At 66.5% G+C, this 15,237-nt stretch carries 12 protein-coding genes; 10 read left to right on the top strand and 2 right to left on the bottom strand.

The features are described 5' to 3' along the window. Nucleotides 1-47 precede the first annotated feature (47 nt). Nucleotides 48-404 carry an arsenate reductase (glutaredoxin) gene (arsC, locus tag CDN36_RS15065; RefSeq protein WP_287497142.1) on the bottom strand — a complete coding sequence of 119 codons (357 nt, stop codon included), beginning with the start codon at nt 402-404 and terminating at the stop codon, nt 48-50. 329 nt (nt 405-733) lie between these two features. On the opposite strand from arsC, the gene CDN36_RS15060 reads away from it, so the two are divergent. From CDN36_RS15060 to CDN36_RS15040, 5 genes are all read left to right on the top strand, one after another. Next, entirely contained in the window at nt 734-1,972 is a 1,239-nt protein-coding gene (locus CDN36_RS15060; protein ID WP_287497141.1) for a dienelactone hydrolase family protein, read from the top strand. Between the two features lie 145 nt (nt 1,973-2,117). After that, nucleotides 2,118-2,624 (top strand): energy transducer TonB family protein, encoded by a 507-nt coding sequence (locus CDN36_RS15055; protein ID WP_287497140.1) that lies wholly within the window; start codon nt 2,118-2,120, stop codon nt 2,622-2,624. A gap of 58 nt (nt 2,625-2,682) precedes the next feature. After that, a complete protein-coding gene (otnI, locus tag CDN36_RS15050) occupies nt 2,683-3,471 on the top strand; it encodes a 2-oxo-tetronate isomerase (RefSeq protein ID WP_287497139.1) in 789 nt (262 codons plus the stop codon). An 835-nt stretch (nt 3,472-4,306) separates the two neighbouring features. Further along, on the top strand, nt 4,307-4,780 hold the full coding sequence (locus CDN36_RS15045; RefSeq protein WP_287497138.1) for a CoA-binding protein: 474 nt from the start codon (nt 4,307-4,309) through the stop codon (nt 4,778-4,780). A gap of 150 nt (nt 4,781-4,930) precedes the next feature. Continuing rightward, entirely contained in the window at nt 4,931-5,869 is a 939-nt protein-coding gene (locus CDN36_RS15040; RefSeq protein WP_287497137.1) for an alpha/beta hydrolase, read from the top strand. An 86-nt stretch (nt 5,870-5,955) separates the two neighbouring features. Here the strand turns inward: CDN36_RS15040 and CDN36_RS15035 are convergent, their stop codons facing one another. Continuing rightward, on the bottom strand, nt 5,956-6,774 hold the full coding sequence (locus tag CDN36_RS15035; RefSeq protein ID WP_502920372.1) for a transporter substrate-binding domain-containing protein: 819 nt from the start codon (nt 6,772-6,774) through the stop codon (nt 5,956-5,958). A gap of 295 nt (nt 6,775-7,069) precedes the next feature. Between CDN36_RS15035 and hemE the strand changes: the two genes are divergently transcribed. From hemE to CDN36_RS15010, 5 genes are all read left to right on the top strand, one after another. Beyond that, a complete protein-coding gene (gene hemE / locus CDN36_RS15030) occupies nt 7,070-8,140 on the top strand; it encodes a uroporphyrinogen decarboxylase (RefSeq protein WP_280525223.1) in 1,071 nt (356 codons plus the stop codon). Nucleotides 8,141-8,536: 396 nt separating this feature from the next. After that, the gene (locus CDN36_RS15025) at nt 8,537-11,056 is read left to right on the top strand and encodes a primosomal protein N' (protein ID WP_287497135.1); all 2,520 of its coding nucleotides are present in this window, start codon (nt 8,537-8,539) and stop codon (nt 11,054-11,056) included. Nucleotides 11,057-11,208: 152 nt separating this feature from the next. Continuing rightward, complete coding sequence (gene sorA / locus CDN36_RS15020) at nt 11,209-12,564, top strand: SorA family sulfite dehydrogenase catalytic subunit (RefSeq protein WP_287497134.1); 1,356 nt, start codon at nt 11,209-11,211, stop codon at nt 12,562-12,564. Between the two features lie 14 nt (nt 12,565-12,578). Next, nucleotides 12,579-12,920, top strand: coding sequence for a SorB family sulfite dehydrogenase c-type cytochrome subunit (gene sorB, locus CDN36_RS15015; protein WP_241013767.1), 342 nt, complete (start codon nt 12,579-12,581; stop codon nt 12,918-12,920). 280 nt (nt 12,921-13,200) lie between these two features. After that, on the top strand, nt 13,201-15,183 hold the full coding sequence (locus CDN36_RS15010; protein ID WP_287497133.1) for a hypothetical protein: 1,983 nt from the start codon (nt 13,201-13,203) through the stop codon (nt 15,181-15,183). Nucleotides 15,184-15,237: the final 54 nt, after the last annotated feature.

The raw sequence follows: 15,237 nt of genomic DNA, 5'->3' as shown, positions 1-15,237 counted from the left end.
CGACCCGCTGTCCAGGCCGCAGGACCGGCGCCGGCCGCCGCGGTCGGCTACAGCACCTCGTTTGCCAACGCCGGCGGACGCGCAATCACCGCCTTGTCGCCGTTGACGACGATCGGGCGCTGCAACAGCTTCGGATGCCTGGCGATCGCCGCGAGCAGTTCGCTGTCGGTAAGCGAGGCATCGTTGAGCCCCAGCTCGGTGTACTCGGTTTCGTTGCTGCGAATCATGTCCCGCACGGGCACGCCGAGCAGCTTGTGCAGGCGTTTGAGTTCGGCGAGCGTGGGCGGCGTTTTCAGATATTCGATGATTTGCAGATCGCCGCCGGCAACGGAGGGCGACCCTTCCACGAGGGCCAGCGCCTCGCGCGACTTCGAGCAGCGCGGGTTGTGATACACGGTGATCATGGTGACTCCAATGCGTCGAAAAGTGCGTCCGGCGTGACGTCGTCGGTCACGCCGCGAACGTGCGCTCCGAGTATGCATGGTATCGTCGGATGTCGCTACTCACGGCGCGTCCGTGACGGCACGACCCGCTTCTTTGTCGGCTTCACCCCGTTCACTTCATGCATCGCCCGACGCAGGCGCCGCCGCGGCGCTCGCCCGGCAGCTTCGTGCCGTCCCGGTCCGTCTCGGTCCATCTCGGTGTTAACCGCGCTGCGCATCGCGCGGGCGACGCCTAAGATAGGCAAGGAGCGTCTGCGTCGCACGGTGGCTTTTTTTGAGGAGGCAGTGACATGGCAGGACGCTTCATCAGCATCAAGTCGCGAGACGGCAAGACCTTTCAGGCCTACCTGGCAGTCCCCGAAGGCGGCGCCCACAAGGGCCCCGGTCTGGTGCTATGCCAGGAGATCTTCGGTGTGAACGCTTACATCCGAGAACTCGCCGACCGCTACGCCGAGGAGGGCTATGTCGTGCTTGCGCCGGATCTGTTCTGGCGCATCGAGCCGGGCATCGAGCTCGGCTACTCGCCCGGCGACTGGCAGCGGGCCTTCGCGTTGTTCCAGAGCTTCGACGTGGATCTCGGCATGGAAGACGTCGGCGCCACCGTGGACGCGCTGCGCGCGCTGCCCGAATGCGTCGGCGGGGTGGGCGTGGTGGGGTACTGCCTCGGCGGCAAGCTCGCCGCGCTGTCCGTCACGCGCACGAGCGCGGACGTGGCCGTCGGCTACTACGGCGTGGGCCTGGAGCAGCATATCGACGAACTCGCCGGCGAGCACCCGCCGCTTGTGCTGCACATCGCCGAACTCGACAAGTACGCGCCGCCGGAAGTGCGCGCGACGCTGGCCGACCGCCTGGGCGAACACGCCAACGTCACGCTGTACCACTATCCGGAGGCCGACCATGCGTTCGCGCGTCCCGGCGACCACTTCAACCGGGCGGCAACGCAACTCGCGCATCAGCGCACCGTGGGCGCGTTGCGCCGCGTGCTCGGCCCGCACTACGACTTCGCGTCGCTTTGGGAGACGCACTGCGCCTACGAATTCGCCACCCGCGAGATCGATCCGCTGATGAAGACCATGGTGGCCGAGCCCTATGTCAACCACATTCCCACGATGACGGGCGGTGTCGGCCATCAGCAACTGGCGCATTTCTACCGGAACCACTTCGTCGACAGCAATCCGCCGGATACGCGCCTGATTCCGATCTCGCGCACCATCGGGGCGACGCAGCTCGTCGACGAACTGCTGTTCTGCTTCACCCATACGACGCCCGTCGACTGGATGCTGCCGGGCGTGGCGCCCACCGGACGCCGCGTGGAGATCCCGCTGGTCGCCATCGTTCGTTTCCGTGGCGACAAGCTCGAGCACGAACACATCTACTGGGACCAGGCGAGCGTGCTCGTGCAGATCGGCCTGCTCGATCCGACCGGGCTGCCGGTGGCCGGCATCGAGACGGCGCGCAAGTTGCAGGACGAGAACCTGCCGTCCAACACGCTCATGCCGAACTGGTCGTTCGGCACTCGCGCGCAGTAGTCAGACCGCCCGGCAGGAAACGACGGCCCGGCGCGCACACGTACAGCACGCATAGTACGTATGCGCATCGGGCGCGCCGCGCAAGGCGCGTGCGGCGGGGACGTGAAAAGAAGAAAAGTGTCGCGGACGTTGCGGGAGACAGCGCATGAATACGCAACTTTCTCAAAGGCGGTGGGTAGCGCGTGCATTCGCGTGGTGGGCGCTCGCGGCGCAAACGCTCCTCTGGGCGGGCTGTGCCAATCCGGACTTCGAGCCCAAGAAGCCGCTCGTCCTGAATCTGACACCCGGCCCGGCGCCGCTCTCCGCGCTCGATCAATACAAGGTTGCGGCCGCGCAGCGCGTCACCGAAGTCAATGCGCGCGAGATTACGCCGGGCAATCCCCAACCGATGCTGCGCTCGGTCGTCTCGCTCGAATACTGGGTGGACCGCAACGGCAACGTGACGAGCGTGGCGCTCTACCGCAGCAACGGCGATCACGAAGCGGAACGCATAGCCGTGGCGAGCCTGCGGCGGGCCAGTCCGCTGCCCGCGCCAAGCCGGGCGCTCGTGGACAGCAGCGGACGAGTGCGCGCCGTCGAGACCTGGCTCTTCAACAACGACGGTCGCTTCCAACTGCGCAGCGTGGCGGCGCCTCAGATCGACGGGCAATGATATTGTGACGGGCATGGCCCCGCGCGCGACGGGCCGCCCTGGGCTTCGGAGATTTCTCATGCCGCGATTTGCCGCGAACCTGACCCTGCTGTATCAGGAAGTCCCGTTTCTGGAACGTTTCCGCGAAGCGGCCAGCGATGGCTTCCGCGGCGTGGAATGCCTGTTTCCCTACGAGCATTGCGCGCGCGACATTCGGGCACGCCTGGACGATGCCGGGCTCACGCAGGTGCTGTTCAACACACCGGCGGGCGACTGGGCGAGCGGCGAGCGGGGACTCGCTGCACTACCGGGCCGCGAAGCGCAGTTTCGCGACGGCGTCGAGCTCGCCCTCGACTACGCCGACGCGCTCGGCTGCCGCCAGTTGCACGTGATGGCCGGGTGCCCCGACGCCTCGCAATCGCCGGCGCAATGCCGCGCGGTGTATCTGGAAAACCTCGCCTATGCGAGCGAGCAGGCGGCCGCGCACGGCGTCACCCTCCTGATCGAGCCGATCAACGTGCGCGATTTTCCGCGCTATTTCCTCACGCGCCAGGACCAGGCGCACGCCATTCGCCAGGAAGTGGGCGCGAGCAATCTCAAGGTGCAGTTCGATGCGTACCACTGTCAGATCGCCGAGGGCGATCTCGCCATGAAGCTGCGCCAGCACATCGCCGACATCGCGCATGTACAGGTGGCGGGCGTACCGGCGCGTCACGAGCCTGACACGGGCGAGGTGAACTATCCGTTCATCTTCCGTTTGCTCGACGAACTCGGCTACAGCGGTTGGGTGGGGTGCGAGTATCGCCCGCAGGGCGAGACGCGCGCCGGACTCGGCTGGCTCAAACCGTGGCTCCGGGCCACGCGATAGCCACGCCGCGGCGGCACCCCGGCGCACGCAATGCCGACTCGGAGCCGGTATTGTGCAGGCGCAAGGCGGCGCCGGCTCGATTTCGTTGCGCGCGCACCTCTCATGCGCCCCTCGTGCGCTTCCGATGCGCTTCTGACGCGCTTCTCAAATTACGCAGGAGTGAATTCATTTCCGAATTTCTCGGACAGCGAACGATTTTTCGCACTTGTCGGAGAAAGGGTTAGGAAAGATGTAGGAGGCCGCAGGCAAAAAAAAATGGCGGGGCACACGGGCCCGCCAAAACCACACGCTACGGGGTTAGCGCGAGGAGACCAGATTCGGAGCACTGCATCGAACCACCTTGCAAACCGCGCCGGGGGACGCCTTTTGCCGATACAGTCGCGCTGCTGCGTTACCGGGGGATAAGCACATCAGCGTTGAGATGCATTGTGGTGGAAACGTATGGCGTGAGGGGTAACAAAGTGTTTCAGGTTGTAACACCTCGGGCGTTTCACCTTTGCTCTCGCCGTCCCCAACGCCTTGCCGGACAAGGACCTGGCACGCACGCCGGTCCGCGCAATTTTGTTCGCATTCCTGAATAACTTGCGGAAACAGGCATCGGCCGCTCGCCCGAGCGCGCCCCCCGCTGCGTCAACAGCCCCCTACGGCGGCCATTTCACGCGAACTTCGTCAATGTGCTAACGTCATTCTTTGTGCGTGGCAACAAAGTGTCCAGCCGCCCGGAAATCCCGGAAATCCCGGGAACTGCTCGGAGATGACCGGCAGACGACGAACGCCGCGCAAGAAGCGCACGCTTTTTCTCCCTACAGCCACGGCCTGGCAGGGCCGAATTCGCATGGACACCATCGAACGTCTGGGACAGATTCTGGCGCGCGACCGCGTGATCGCGGTCGTCGGCCTGTCGCCGCGGCCGGACCGGCCGAGTTTCACCACGTCGCGCTACATGCAGCAGCATGGCTACCGGATCGTGCCGGTCAATCCGCAGGCGGCGGATTCCGACGCGACGATTCTCGGCGAGACCGTGTACGCGAGCCTCACCGAAGCGGCCGATGCGCTGCGGGCCGAGGGGGTAAAGATCCAGATGGTCGATTGCTTCCGGCGCAGCGGCGACATTCCGCCGATCGCCCAGGAGGCTGTGGCCATCGGCGCGAACAGTTTGTGGATGCAACTCGGCATCGAAAACGACGAGGCGGCCGCACTCGCGCTGGCCGCCGGGCTCGATGTCGTGATGGACCGCTGCGTCAAGATCGAGCATCAGCGCTGGCTGATGCAGGGCGGCCACGCCCGGCAGCATGCGAACCTACGATGAAGCCCCGGCGTGAGTGGCCTGCGCCGCCCTCGGGGGGAATGCGCCGCGCGCCGCCGCGCATCGATCGCTCGCAGAACCGAAGCACTGCCGTTTCCGGAAATAACGACGAATTCTCTGACCACCAAGCGCTGAGCACCGAGCACTGCCGACATGACCATCGACGCTGACCTTCTCGCCTACTACGACCAGATGGCTCGCAAATATCCCGAGCCCGCCGACGCTGCCCCGCCGAGCCCGCAGGCGGTGCGCGCCAGGTTCGCGACCGTTGCCACCGAAGCCTTGCGTCCGTTGCCGGCGGGCCTGCGCAGCGAGACGTTCGAGATTCCGCTGCCGGGACGCCATCTGCGCGCCCGGCTGTACCGCCCGGTCGGCCGACAGGTGCCGCTCGTCGTGTACTTCCATGGCGGCGGGTGGGTCGTGGGAGATGTCGACACGCACGGCACCCTCACCGCCTTTCTTGCGCAGGATGGCGACGTGGCGGTGTTGAGCGTCGATTACCGGCTCGCCCCGGAGCACCCGTTCCCCGCGGCAGCCGACGATGCACGCGAGGCGCTGGCGTGGGCGGCCGAGCAGCGGGCGCGTCTGGGACTGAGCCTGGACCGCCTCGCGGTGGCCGGCGACAGCGCTGGCGGCCATCTGGCGGCGCAGGCGGCGGCATGGTTCAACGACAGGCATCCGGGCATGGTGGGCGCCCAGTTGCTGATCTACCCCGTCGTGCAATACCGGTTCGACACGCCGAGCTACGAGCGCCTGGCCAGCGGCACGGGTCTCACGCGCGACGAAATGCGCTGGTACTGGAAGCACTATCTGGGCGACGTGGAGCCGGCGGCGGACGACGTGCGGGTGAACCTGACGGCGCAGGCGCCACGGCACCCGTTGCCCAATACGCTGGTCATCGCGGCGCAATACGATCCGCTGCACGACGAGGCGCTGGCGTATGCGCAGTTCGTCGCGCAGTCGGGGGGGCGCGCCGAGGTAATCGAAGCGTCGGGACTGACGCACAGCTTCGCGAGATTGCAGCCGTTCGTGCCGCAGGCGAGGCTGGTGATGCACGACGCGGCGCAACGCCTGCGCGATTGGCTCGGCTGACGCTTGGAAGGCTCCAGCCCGGCCTGGAGCCTTCGGTCAGCGGGTGAATCGCCTCACCTGCTGACCGGCGCGAACCGACATGCCCCTTATTTAAGCCACTTGTCGACCACCGCCTGATACTCGCCGGTCTTTTGCGCGAGGTTGAGCCACTGGTCGACATAGTGCTTGAAGATGTCGTCGCCGCGCGGCAGCAGGTAGGCCTTCTCGCCGAACTGGAGCGGCTTGTCCGGGTTCACCGGGCAGAGCGAGGGGTTGAGCTTGTGCTGGAGCAGCGTCTCCGAGGCGTCCGTGACCATGACGTCGGCCTTGCCATCGGCGATCTGCCTGAAGATTGTCACGTTGTCCGGGTAGATCGTGAGCGTTGCATTGGGCAGGTACTGACGCGCGAAGCGTTCGTTGGTGCCGCCGGGATTCGCGATCGCGCGCGTGCTCGGCTTGTTCAGATCGGCGAGCGTCTGGTACTTCGCCACGTCGGCGCAGCGCACGATCGGCGACTTGCCGTCGACCATGACGACGCTGCTGTAATAAGCGCGGGCGGCCCGATCGAGCGTGACGGAGATGCCGCCCACGGCGATGTCGCACTTGCCGGCGGTAAAGTCGTCCATCAGCCCCTTCCACGTGGTCGGGACGATCACCGGCTTCACCCCGAGCGACTTGGCGAGCGAAGCGACCAGATCGACGTCGATGCCTTCGAATTGCCCGTCGGGACGGCGATACGAATACGGCTTGTAGTCGCCCGTCGCGCAGGCGCGCAGCGTCCCGGCCTTCTGAACATCGTCGAGGCGCGAATGTACGGCGGCTGGGGCGGGCGGTGCGAGCGGTGCGGCCGGTTGTGCCTGAGCCGCGGTCGCGGCGAATGCCACGCCCGCCACGAGCGCCGCGTGAGCCGCGCAAGCGGCCGCCATCATGACTTTCATACGTATCTCCTGATTGTTGTCGTTGTGACGCAGTTGCCTGTCTGGCGGACCGTTCGGGGCGGCCTGCCAATCTCGCGCGCCCAGCCGGGATGCGGGGGCCGTGAAGCGGTGAAGCGAGCCCCTCATGGTAATGACAGCGCGCGCTCGCGCCAACGAGTCTTTATCAGTCCGCGGCATAAACCGCGGAACATGAATCCGCGACATAACGGCCGGCCGAGGGCTGGCCCCCGGATACCCGAGTAAAATGGCCGCTTGCCCAACACCATTCCACCACCGCTTCGACGTGTCCCAAGCCCTGCAAAACGATACTTTCCTGCGCGCACTGCTGCGCCAGCCGACCGAGTACACGCCGATCTGGCTGATGCGCCAGGCAGGCCGGTACCTGCCCGAGTACAACGCCACACGCGCCAGGGCCGGCAGCTTCCTGGCGCTGGCCAAGAACCCCGCCTACGCGACCGAAGTCACGCTGCAGCCGCTCGAGCGCTTCGCGCTGGACGCCGCCATCCTGTTCTCGGACATCCTTACCATTCCCGACGCCATGGGCCTCGGCCTGTCGTTCGAAGCCGGTGAAGGCCCGCGCTTCGCGCATCCGCTTCGCACCGAAGACGACGTGCGCCGCCTGCGCTCGCCGGATCTCGACAGCCTGCGCTACGTGTTCGACGCCGTGAGCGAGATTCGCCGCGCGCTGAACGGCCGCGTGCCGCTCATCGGCTTCTCCGGCAGTCCGTGGACACTCGCGTGCTACATGGTCGAAGGCGGGGGCTCGTCCGACTTTCGCACCGTCAAGACGATGATGTACGAGCGTCCCGACCTCATGACGCACATCCTCGAGACCAATGCGCGCGCCGTCGGCGACTATCTCAACGCGCAGATCGAAGCCGGCGCGCAGGCCGTCATGGTGTTCGACACCTGGGGCGGCGCGCTCGCCGACGGGCGTTATCAGCAGTTCTCGCTCGCCTATATGCGACAGGCGCTGGCGGGCGTGCATCGCGAATGGAACGGCGCGCGCGTTCCGCACATCGTCTTTACCAAGGGCGGCGGACAGTGGCTCGAAGCGATCGCCGACACCGGCCCCGACGCCATTGGCCTGGACTGGACGGTCGATCTGGCGGGCGCGCGCCGCCGCGTGGGAGACCGTTGTGCACTGCAAGGCAATTTCGATCCGACCGCCCTGTTCGCGTCGCCCGATGCCATTCGCGGCGAGGTCCGTCGCCTGCTCGACGCCTACGGCAATGCACCAGGACATGTGTTCAACCTCGGCCACGGCATTTCGCAGTTCACCGACCCCGAACACGTCGCGGCACTGGTCGACGAAGTGCATTCCTATAGCCGGAAGGTGCGCCAGAGGCCGTAAGACGCGATGCACGCAAGTAACGGTGCGGGTTCGCAACGCATTTCTGCCGCGCAAGCCCGACCGCCGTTCCAGCGATGGAATGTCAAGGAAAAAACAGTCGAGGAAGTCCTCCAATTTGGTGCGTTGTCCCAAAGACTTATGCACAAATTCTCGCTGCGCCGCCGCAACCGGGGAATGCGTTGGGGATACTTTGGGGCTTGTTCATAAGCTATTGATCAAAAAGCAATTTTGATTTTGCCTGGACGGCAGCGCCATACGGCGCGAAGGCCGTGCGGCGAGGCTGACGGACGATAGTCCCCACAGTTCTCAACATAGTTATCCACAAGCATTTCGAGCCCACCGGAAAGGCGACTCAAATCCGGGGTTTAGCGAAACTTCTCAGGATTCACTTTAAGTTTGACCCGCGCCGACGACCTTCCAGCACCCTCGGCGACATCGGCGGACGATGTCGCTTCTCCGGCGGAAAAATCCCGCACCGGCGCGCCGGCTATCGCCCGCGTGGCGCTCGACACCCCGCTGCTCACGCTGTTCGACTACCGTCTGGATCAAGCCGCGAGCCCCGGCCAACTGGTGCAGGTGCCGTTCGGCAGACGGCAGGTCGTGGGCATCGTGTGGGAATTGACGCAGCGCAGCGAAGTCGACCCCGGCAAGTTGCGCGAAGTAACGGCCGTCTGGCATGAGTTGCCCGCGCTGGGCGACGAGTGGCGCGCCCTCATGCAGTTCGCTTCGCGCTACTACCAACGCGGCATCGGCGAAGTCGCGCTGCCTGCCGTGCCCGGACACCTTCGTACCCCGATGCGCTGGCCAAGACTGCTGGCCCGGCGCGGCGTGCAGCGCTACCGGATTGCCGACGGGGCGCTCGGGGCGCTGATGGAGAACGTTCCCGCCCGGCTTCGCGCGCAGCGCCGGCTCGCCCAAGGGCTGGCGCAGGCCGGTACGCTCGACGCCGACGAAGCCCGCGCCCTGTGCGCCAAGGCTGCCGATGTCCTCAAGCAGTGGGCGGCGGCCGGCTGGGTAGCCGTCGAAACCGTGCCGTTGCACGAAGCCATGCACGAGACCCGCGACGAGACCCGCGACGAGATCGATAGCCGCATCGATCACGAAGCCCGCGACGCCGCAGTCGACGAGACGCCGGCTTCGCACACCGCGAAGACGCTCACCGCCGGGCAGGCCCACGCCGTCGCTGCGATTCACCATGCACTTGTCGCGGCCGGTGCGCGGCGCCTCGGCTCGATCGCGTCGAACCCACCGCAGTCCACAGCATCGGCCCCACCCCCGCCATCGTCCCCGTCCGGCGTGTGCGCCGACTCCGCGAGCGCCGCGGCGGAACCTGCCGCCTGTCCGCCGTTTTTGCTGTATGGCGTGACCGGCAGCGGCAAGACCGAGGTCTATCTGCGCGCGGTGGCCGAGGCGCTGCGCGAGCGCGATGCACAGGTGCTCGTGCTGGTGCCCGAAATCAACCTGACGCCGCAGCTCGAAGGCGTCTTTCGCAGCCGCTTCCCGGGCGAGACGCTGGTCACGCTGCACAGCGGGCTGGCCGAAGGCGAGCGCGCCCGGCACTGGCTCGCGGCGCATCGCGGCGAAGCGCGCGTCGTGCTGGGCACGCGGCTGGCGGTCATGGCGTCGCTGCCGCACCTGCGGCTGATCGTCGTCGACGAGGAGCACGATCCGTCCTACAAGCAGCAGGAAGGGCTGCGCTACTCGGCGCGCGATCTGGCCATCTGGCGCGCGAACCGGCTGCGCATTCCCGTCGTGCTGGGCTCGGCCACGCCCTCGCTCGACAGTTGGCGTCGCGCGGAGCAAGGCCGCTACGTGCGCCTGTCGATGCCCGAGCGCGCCACGCCCGACGCCGTGCTGCCGCGCGTGTCGCTCATCGACATGGAAATCGAGCGCAAGCGCCAGCGTGTCGTGCACGAGGGGCTGTCGCAAGCGCTGCTGGCCGCGGTTCGTGCGCGCCTCGACGCGGGCGAGCAGAGCCTGCTGTTCCTGAATCGCCGCGGCTACGCGCCGGTACTCAACTGCGACGCCTGCGGCTGGGTCAGCGACTGCCGCCGGTGCAGCGCGCACATGGTGCTGCACAAGCCCGAGCGGCGGCTGCGCTGTCATCACTGCGGCGCCGAGTCGCGCATTCCGCACGCCTGCCCCGATTGCGGCAACCTCGATCTCGCCCCGCTCGGGCGCGGCACGCAGCGCATCGAGGAAACGCTGGCCGAGCATTTCCCCCACGCGCGTCTGGCGCGCATCGACGCCGACAGCACGCGTCGCAAGGGCAGCGCGCAAGCCCTCTTCGCGCAGGTGCACGCGGGCGAGGTCGATATCCTGATCGGCACGCAGATGGTCGCCAAGGGGCACGATTTCCGCAACGTCACGCTCGTGGGCGTGGTCAACGCGGACAGCGCGCTCTTCTCGCATGACTTCCGGGCCGCCGAACGCCTCTTCGCGCAACTGATGCAGGTCGCGGGGCGCGCCGGCCGCGCGGCCAGGGCCGATGGACCCGGCGACGTGCTCATCCAGACCCGCTACGCCTCGCATCCGCTGTTCGCCTCGCTCATGCGCCACGACTACGCGGGCTTCGCGGCCCAGCAACTGGAGGAGCGCCGCGTCGCCCTGCTCCCGCCGTTCACGCATCAGGCGCTGCTGCGCGCGCAAGCCCGCAAGCTCGACGACGCCATGGCGTTTCTGCGGCAGGCCCGCGACATCGCTGCCGATCCGTCGCTGCACGACCCGCGCATCTCCCTGTGGGACCCGGTGCCGATGACGATGGTGCGCATCGCGGGCACCGAGCGTGCGCAACTCGTCGTGGAAAGCCCGCATCGCGGCGCATTGCAGCGCTTCCTCTCGCACTGGATGGGCGAGCTGCGCGCGCTCAAGACGCCTGTGCACTGGCATCTCGAAGTCGACCCGCTCGAGATCTAGAGCGAAGTATTAAACGGTATATAACGTTCCGGAAATTTGACAACGTCGGCAGAATCTCCGACCATGCAGGCATTCGTTGCACGCTGAGGTTGCCGGTGCGCACGCGCTCACACGTCGTTCGCGCCATGAGAAGTCCTACAGGAGACGATCCGATGAAGTCGCACGATCAGAGCGCCGCCCCCACGACGCCGCATGCCGCCCCACTGTCCACCTCGCTGTCCGCCGCGCCGCCAGGCGACGCCCTGCTGGCCGCCCCGCCCCTCGAATCACCGCTCGCTGCTGCCTCGCGCCGCCGTTTTCTGCGACGCGCCGGTGCGCTCGGCGTAGGCGCCAGCCTTGCGGGCCGCGCGCTCGACGTGATCGCCGCGGCCGCCGCGCCGCAGACGGTCACGCTGCCGTTCGCCAACGGCGAGCGCGAGCTGGTCGCGTACCCCCAGAAGCGGCCGCTGATCCGGCTCACGGCACGCCCGCCGCAGCTCGAGACGCCGTTCGAAGTGTTCAACGATGGCCTCATCACGCCAAACGACGCCTTTTTCGTCCGTTACCACCTCGCGGGTATTCCGACCGACATCGACCCGGCGAAGCACCGCATTCGCGTGGGCGGCAGCGTCGCCAGGCCGCTGGAAATCTCGCTCGACTCGCTCAAGAAGGATTACGGCGCGCCGGTGGAACTCGTGGCCGTACACCAGTGCTCCGGCAACAGCCGGGGCTTCTTCGAGCCGCGCGTGGGCGGCGGGCAGATCGCCAATGGGGCGATGGGCAACGCGCGCTGGCGCGGCATCCCGCTCAAGCGGATCCTGGAGCGCGCCGGCGTCTCGCCCGGCGCGAAGCAGGTCACGTTCGAAGGGCTCGACCGCCCGATCGTGCCGGCCACGCCGGAGTTCGTGAAAGCGCTCGACATCGAGCACGCGATGGACGGCGAAGTGATGATCGCGTTCGCGATGAACGGCCAGGACCTGCCCATGCTTAACGGCTTTCCCGTGCGTCTGGTCGTGCCGGGCTATTACGGCACGTACTGGGTCAAGCATCTGGCCGACATCAACGTCATCGACAAGGTATTCGACGGCTTCTGGATGGCCAGCGCGTATCGCATTCCCGACAACGACTGCAATTGCGTGGCCCCAGGCGCCGCGCCGCAGAAAACGAAGCCGATCGGCCGCTTCACGGTGCGCTCGTTCGTGACCAGCCACACCGACGGCCAGCGCGTGGCGGCGGGCAAGGCGGTGCGTGTGCGCGGCATTGCGTTCGACGGCGGCGAAGGCATTCGCGACGTCCAGTTCTCCTCCGATGGCGGGCAGACGTGGCAGGTCGCACAGCTCGGCGAAGAACTCTCCAAGTACTCGTTTCGCGAGTGGACGGCGTCGTTCACGCCAGCGCAGCCAGGCGAATACGCGCTGAAGGTTCGTGCCACGAATCGGGCGGGCGTTACGCAACCGCTGCAATCGCTGTGGAATCCGGCTGGCTATCTGCGCAACGGGGTGGAAACCGTGCGCGTGCTCGCGGCTTGAGACGGGGGACGATCATGAACGCCAGAAAGTTCGCAACGCGCGCGGCGGCCGTGCTCGGCCTGACGGGCCTGCTCGGCGCCGCTGCCTTCACCCCGGCCCACGCTCTCGAGATCAAGCTGCCGCAGGAGAGCGCGCAGCTCAAGGCCTCCACGCTCGCCGGCCATCAGGCCGCCAGCGCGTGGTGCGTCATGTGCCATTCCATCGACTACATCAATAGCCAGCCGCCCATGCCGGCGTCGTTCTGGAGCGCGGAAGTCACGAAGATGGTGAAGGTCTACGGCGCGCCGATTCCGGAAGACCAGGTCAAGCTGATTTCCGAATATCTCGGCAAGACATACGGCAACGACGCGAAGTAAGTCGCATCCCCCGGGGAAGCCCCCGGGGGATGGCCAGCGAGGGTCGGTGAGAGTCGGTGAGAGTCGGTGAGGATCGGCACGGGTGGGCGATGGCCGGCTCACCGCCTTTTCGCCGACCGGACTTTTCTTTCGTGCAAATCCTTTCGATTCCGATCACGCCGACCGCCATATAAGACTTCTCCCGGCGCCTATTCCCAAGCGGTCGCCAATAAAATCGTTCGCTGGCCCGGGGACTATCGACACGCGCGTTTCCCGGTCTTTTCCTTGACCGGGGACACCCATGCGGAACCGACAATCCGGCTTCTTCCTGATCGGCGCGACCATTGCCGTCGCCATCGCAGGGATCTTGCTGACCCTCTACATGAGGCAGCAAGTCCACGAAACCCGTATTCAACGCGCCGAGAACATCGGCAGCGCGCTCAGGATCATTGGCAATGGCGTCGAGTCCTTCATCGTCGAGCATCACGACAACATCGACAAGGCGCTGAACGGCGTGCCGGGCGTCACGCTCGCCCGCGCGGGCGAGCTGACCAACGTCCCGCTCTCGCGCACGACGGACGTTCGCTTCGGCCACGTGCTCCAGATGCGCATCGACGGCCACACCGGACCACCGAGCGCCGCGGCAATCATTCGGATGACGCGTCTGCCTGGGGTCGGAGACCGGCCGCCGTTACCGGGCGCAAATTACGTCGTGCGGATCTTCCGGGATGTGAACAATCCGAACATTCGCGCCGTCGTCCATCTCGACAGGACGCTGCGCACCACTTACGGGCCTGATCCGGACTGGGACATGCTCGGCACCGCCGTTCGCAAGATCGGCCCGAACGGCGGCCTGTCGCGCGACGACAGTGGACGCTTCACCTTCCCGCTGACGCCGCCGGGCGACACGACGCTCCAGAACACGCTCCCGAGCACGAGCGACACGCCCGGTCTGCTGGCGGTTCGGGCCGGATATTCGCTCAGCCCGCTCAATCGCTATCTCAGACGCGACGGTACGGACGCAATGACCGGGCCTCTGAGGATGGGCGGCAAGGACATCGTCGGCGCCGGCAATATCCGGCTTGACGGCAACCTCGAGTCGCCCACCGGCACGCTCAAGGCGAAAACCCTGGACGCTCAGGAGGACGTGGCGGCCCGTCGCAATGCACTCGTGGGCGGAGAGGCGGCCCGACGGCGGGCGAATGCGGTCAATGGCGGCGATGCGCCCGGCTGGGTCATTGCCGGCAAGGGCATCGCATCGGGCCAGGTGGTCGCGGGAACCGACGCGCAAATGCTCGCGGACGTCAGGCGACAAGGCGACGGGATCGTGGCGGGCTCCAAAGGCGTCTGGTCTTACGGCGACCTTCGGGCCAAGGGGGACATCCAGAGCGAAGGCGGGAACATCCGTGCCGAGCGCAGGCGAGCCGGCAACAACACTGGCAACGTGATCGCGGACGGCAGCGTCACCGGCGGCACGCTGCACTCGAGAGGCACGGTCACGGCGTCGGGAAACCTGATTTCCCAGGGAGGCGCGCTGCAACTCAAGGACTTCCGCGCCGAGGCCAACACATCATGTTCCGGCATGGAGGGCGGCATTGCGGTAAACCGCGCCGGCCGCGTCGTCTCGTGCCAGTCGGGGCGCTGGCAAATCAGTCTCAAGACCGAGACGCACTACGTCGATCGCCCCGTGAAATGGAGCTATCGCGAGTGGGACCTGTCGGGCACCAACGACTCAGGCGTTCGGAACCATCGATTCGGCAACGCGAAGGTGTGCCGGCTGTTGTCGAACCAGCACTTCAACCCGGCCTCCCAGCACCCCAGCATCTCCCCGCGATATCTGCGGTTCGACGGCAGGGAGTACATCGTCGACGTACCGCACGAAGTACGCGCGGCGCTGCCGCGCATGACGGTCGCCTGCCTCTATACCGATACGCCGTCGGCGGCTTACGCGGCGCGCTACGGCGGGTACAAGACTTACCTGCAGCCCATCGCGAGCGGCAGTTTCGACGGCGCCGCCGCGCGCAGCTTCGTACAGGCCAATCCCCCCACCACCGAATACCGGTCCTTTACCTACGACCGCTTCCGGTTCCTGTCGGGCGACGCTGGCTATCACTACAAGCTCGGTGACTGGGACCACTGCATCGTCGACGGATCATATGGAAACAGTTGGCCCGGCTGGGAGTTGGACCTCTACCCGCCGCAGACGTACTACGAGAACACCGAATGGCTGTTCCGCGTCAAGAAACGCGACGGACGAGCCATCTGCTGGCGCACCAGAATCTGACCCTTCATAGGGTGCAACCCCAATATTGACTCTGGTTGCACCTGCCCGGAAAGC

Origin of the sequence: Pandoraea sp. CB10b_02, assembly GCF_002216225.1 — a bacterium.
Classification (GTDB): domain Bacteria; phylum Pseudomonadota; class Gammaproteobacteria; order Burkholderiales; family Burkholderiaceae; genus Pandoraea; species Pandoraea nosoerga.
Note: the sequence above shows the minus strand (reverse complement) of the source record. Positions and strands in the feature narration are given on the sequence as shown.

Excerpts from the sequence above, each read along its gene's own strand:
- CDN36_RS15040 (WP_287497137.1), top strand. The coding sequence starts at position 4,931 with ATGACCATCGACGCTGACCTTCTCGCCTACTACGACCAGATGGCTCGC.
- CDN36_RS15035 (WP_502920372.1), bottom strand. The coding sequence starts at position 6,774 with ATGGCGGCCGCTTGCGCGGCTCACGCGGCGCTCGTGGCGGGCGTGGCA.
- sorB (WP_241013767.1), top strand. The coding sequence starts at position 12,579 with ATGAACGCCAGAAAGTTCGCAACGCGCGCGGCGGCCGTGCTCGGCCTG.
- CDN36_RS15045 (WP_287497138.1), top strand. The coding sequence starts at position 4,307 with ATGGACACCATCGAACGTCTGGGACAGATTCTGGCGCGCGACCGCGTG.
- otnI (WP_287497139.1), top strand. The coding sequence starts at position 2,683 with ATGCCGCGATTTGCCGCGAACCTGACCCTGCTGTATCAGGAAGTCCCG.
- sorA (WP_287497134.1), top strand. The coding sequence starts at position 11,209 with ATGAAGTCGCACGATCAGAGCGCCGCCCCCACGACGCCGCATGCCGCC.
- CDN36_RS15055 (WP_287497140.1), top strand. The coding sequence starts at position 2,118 with ATGAATACGCAACTTTCTCAAAGGCGGTGGGTAGCGCGTGCATTCGCG.
- arsC (WP_287497142.1), bottom strand. The coding sequence starts at position 404 with ATGATCACCGTGTATCACAACCCGCGCTGCTCGAAGTCGCGCGAGGCG.
- CDN36_RS15010 (WP_287497133.1), top strand. The coding sequence starts at position 13,201 with ATGCGGAACCGACAATCCGGCTTCTTCCTGATCGGCGCGACCATTGCC.
- CDN36_RS15060 (WP_287497141.1), top strand. The coding sequence starts at position 734 with ATGGCAGGACGCTTCATCAGCATCAAGTCGCGAGACGGCAAGACCTTT.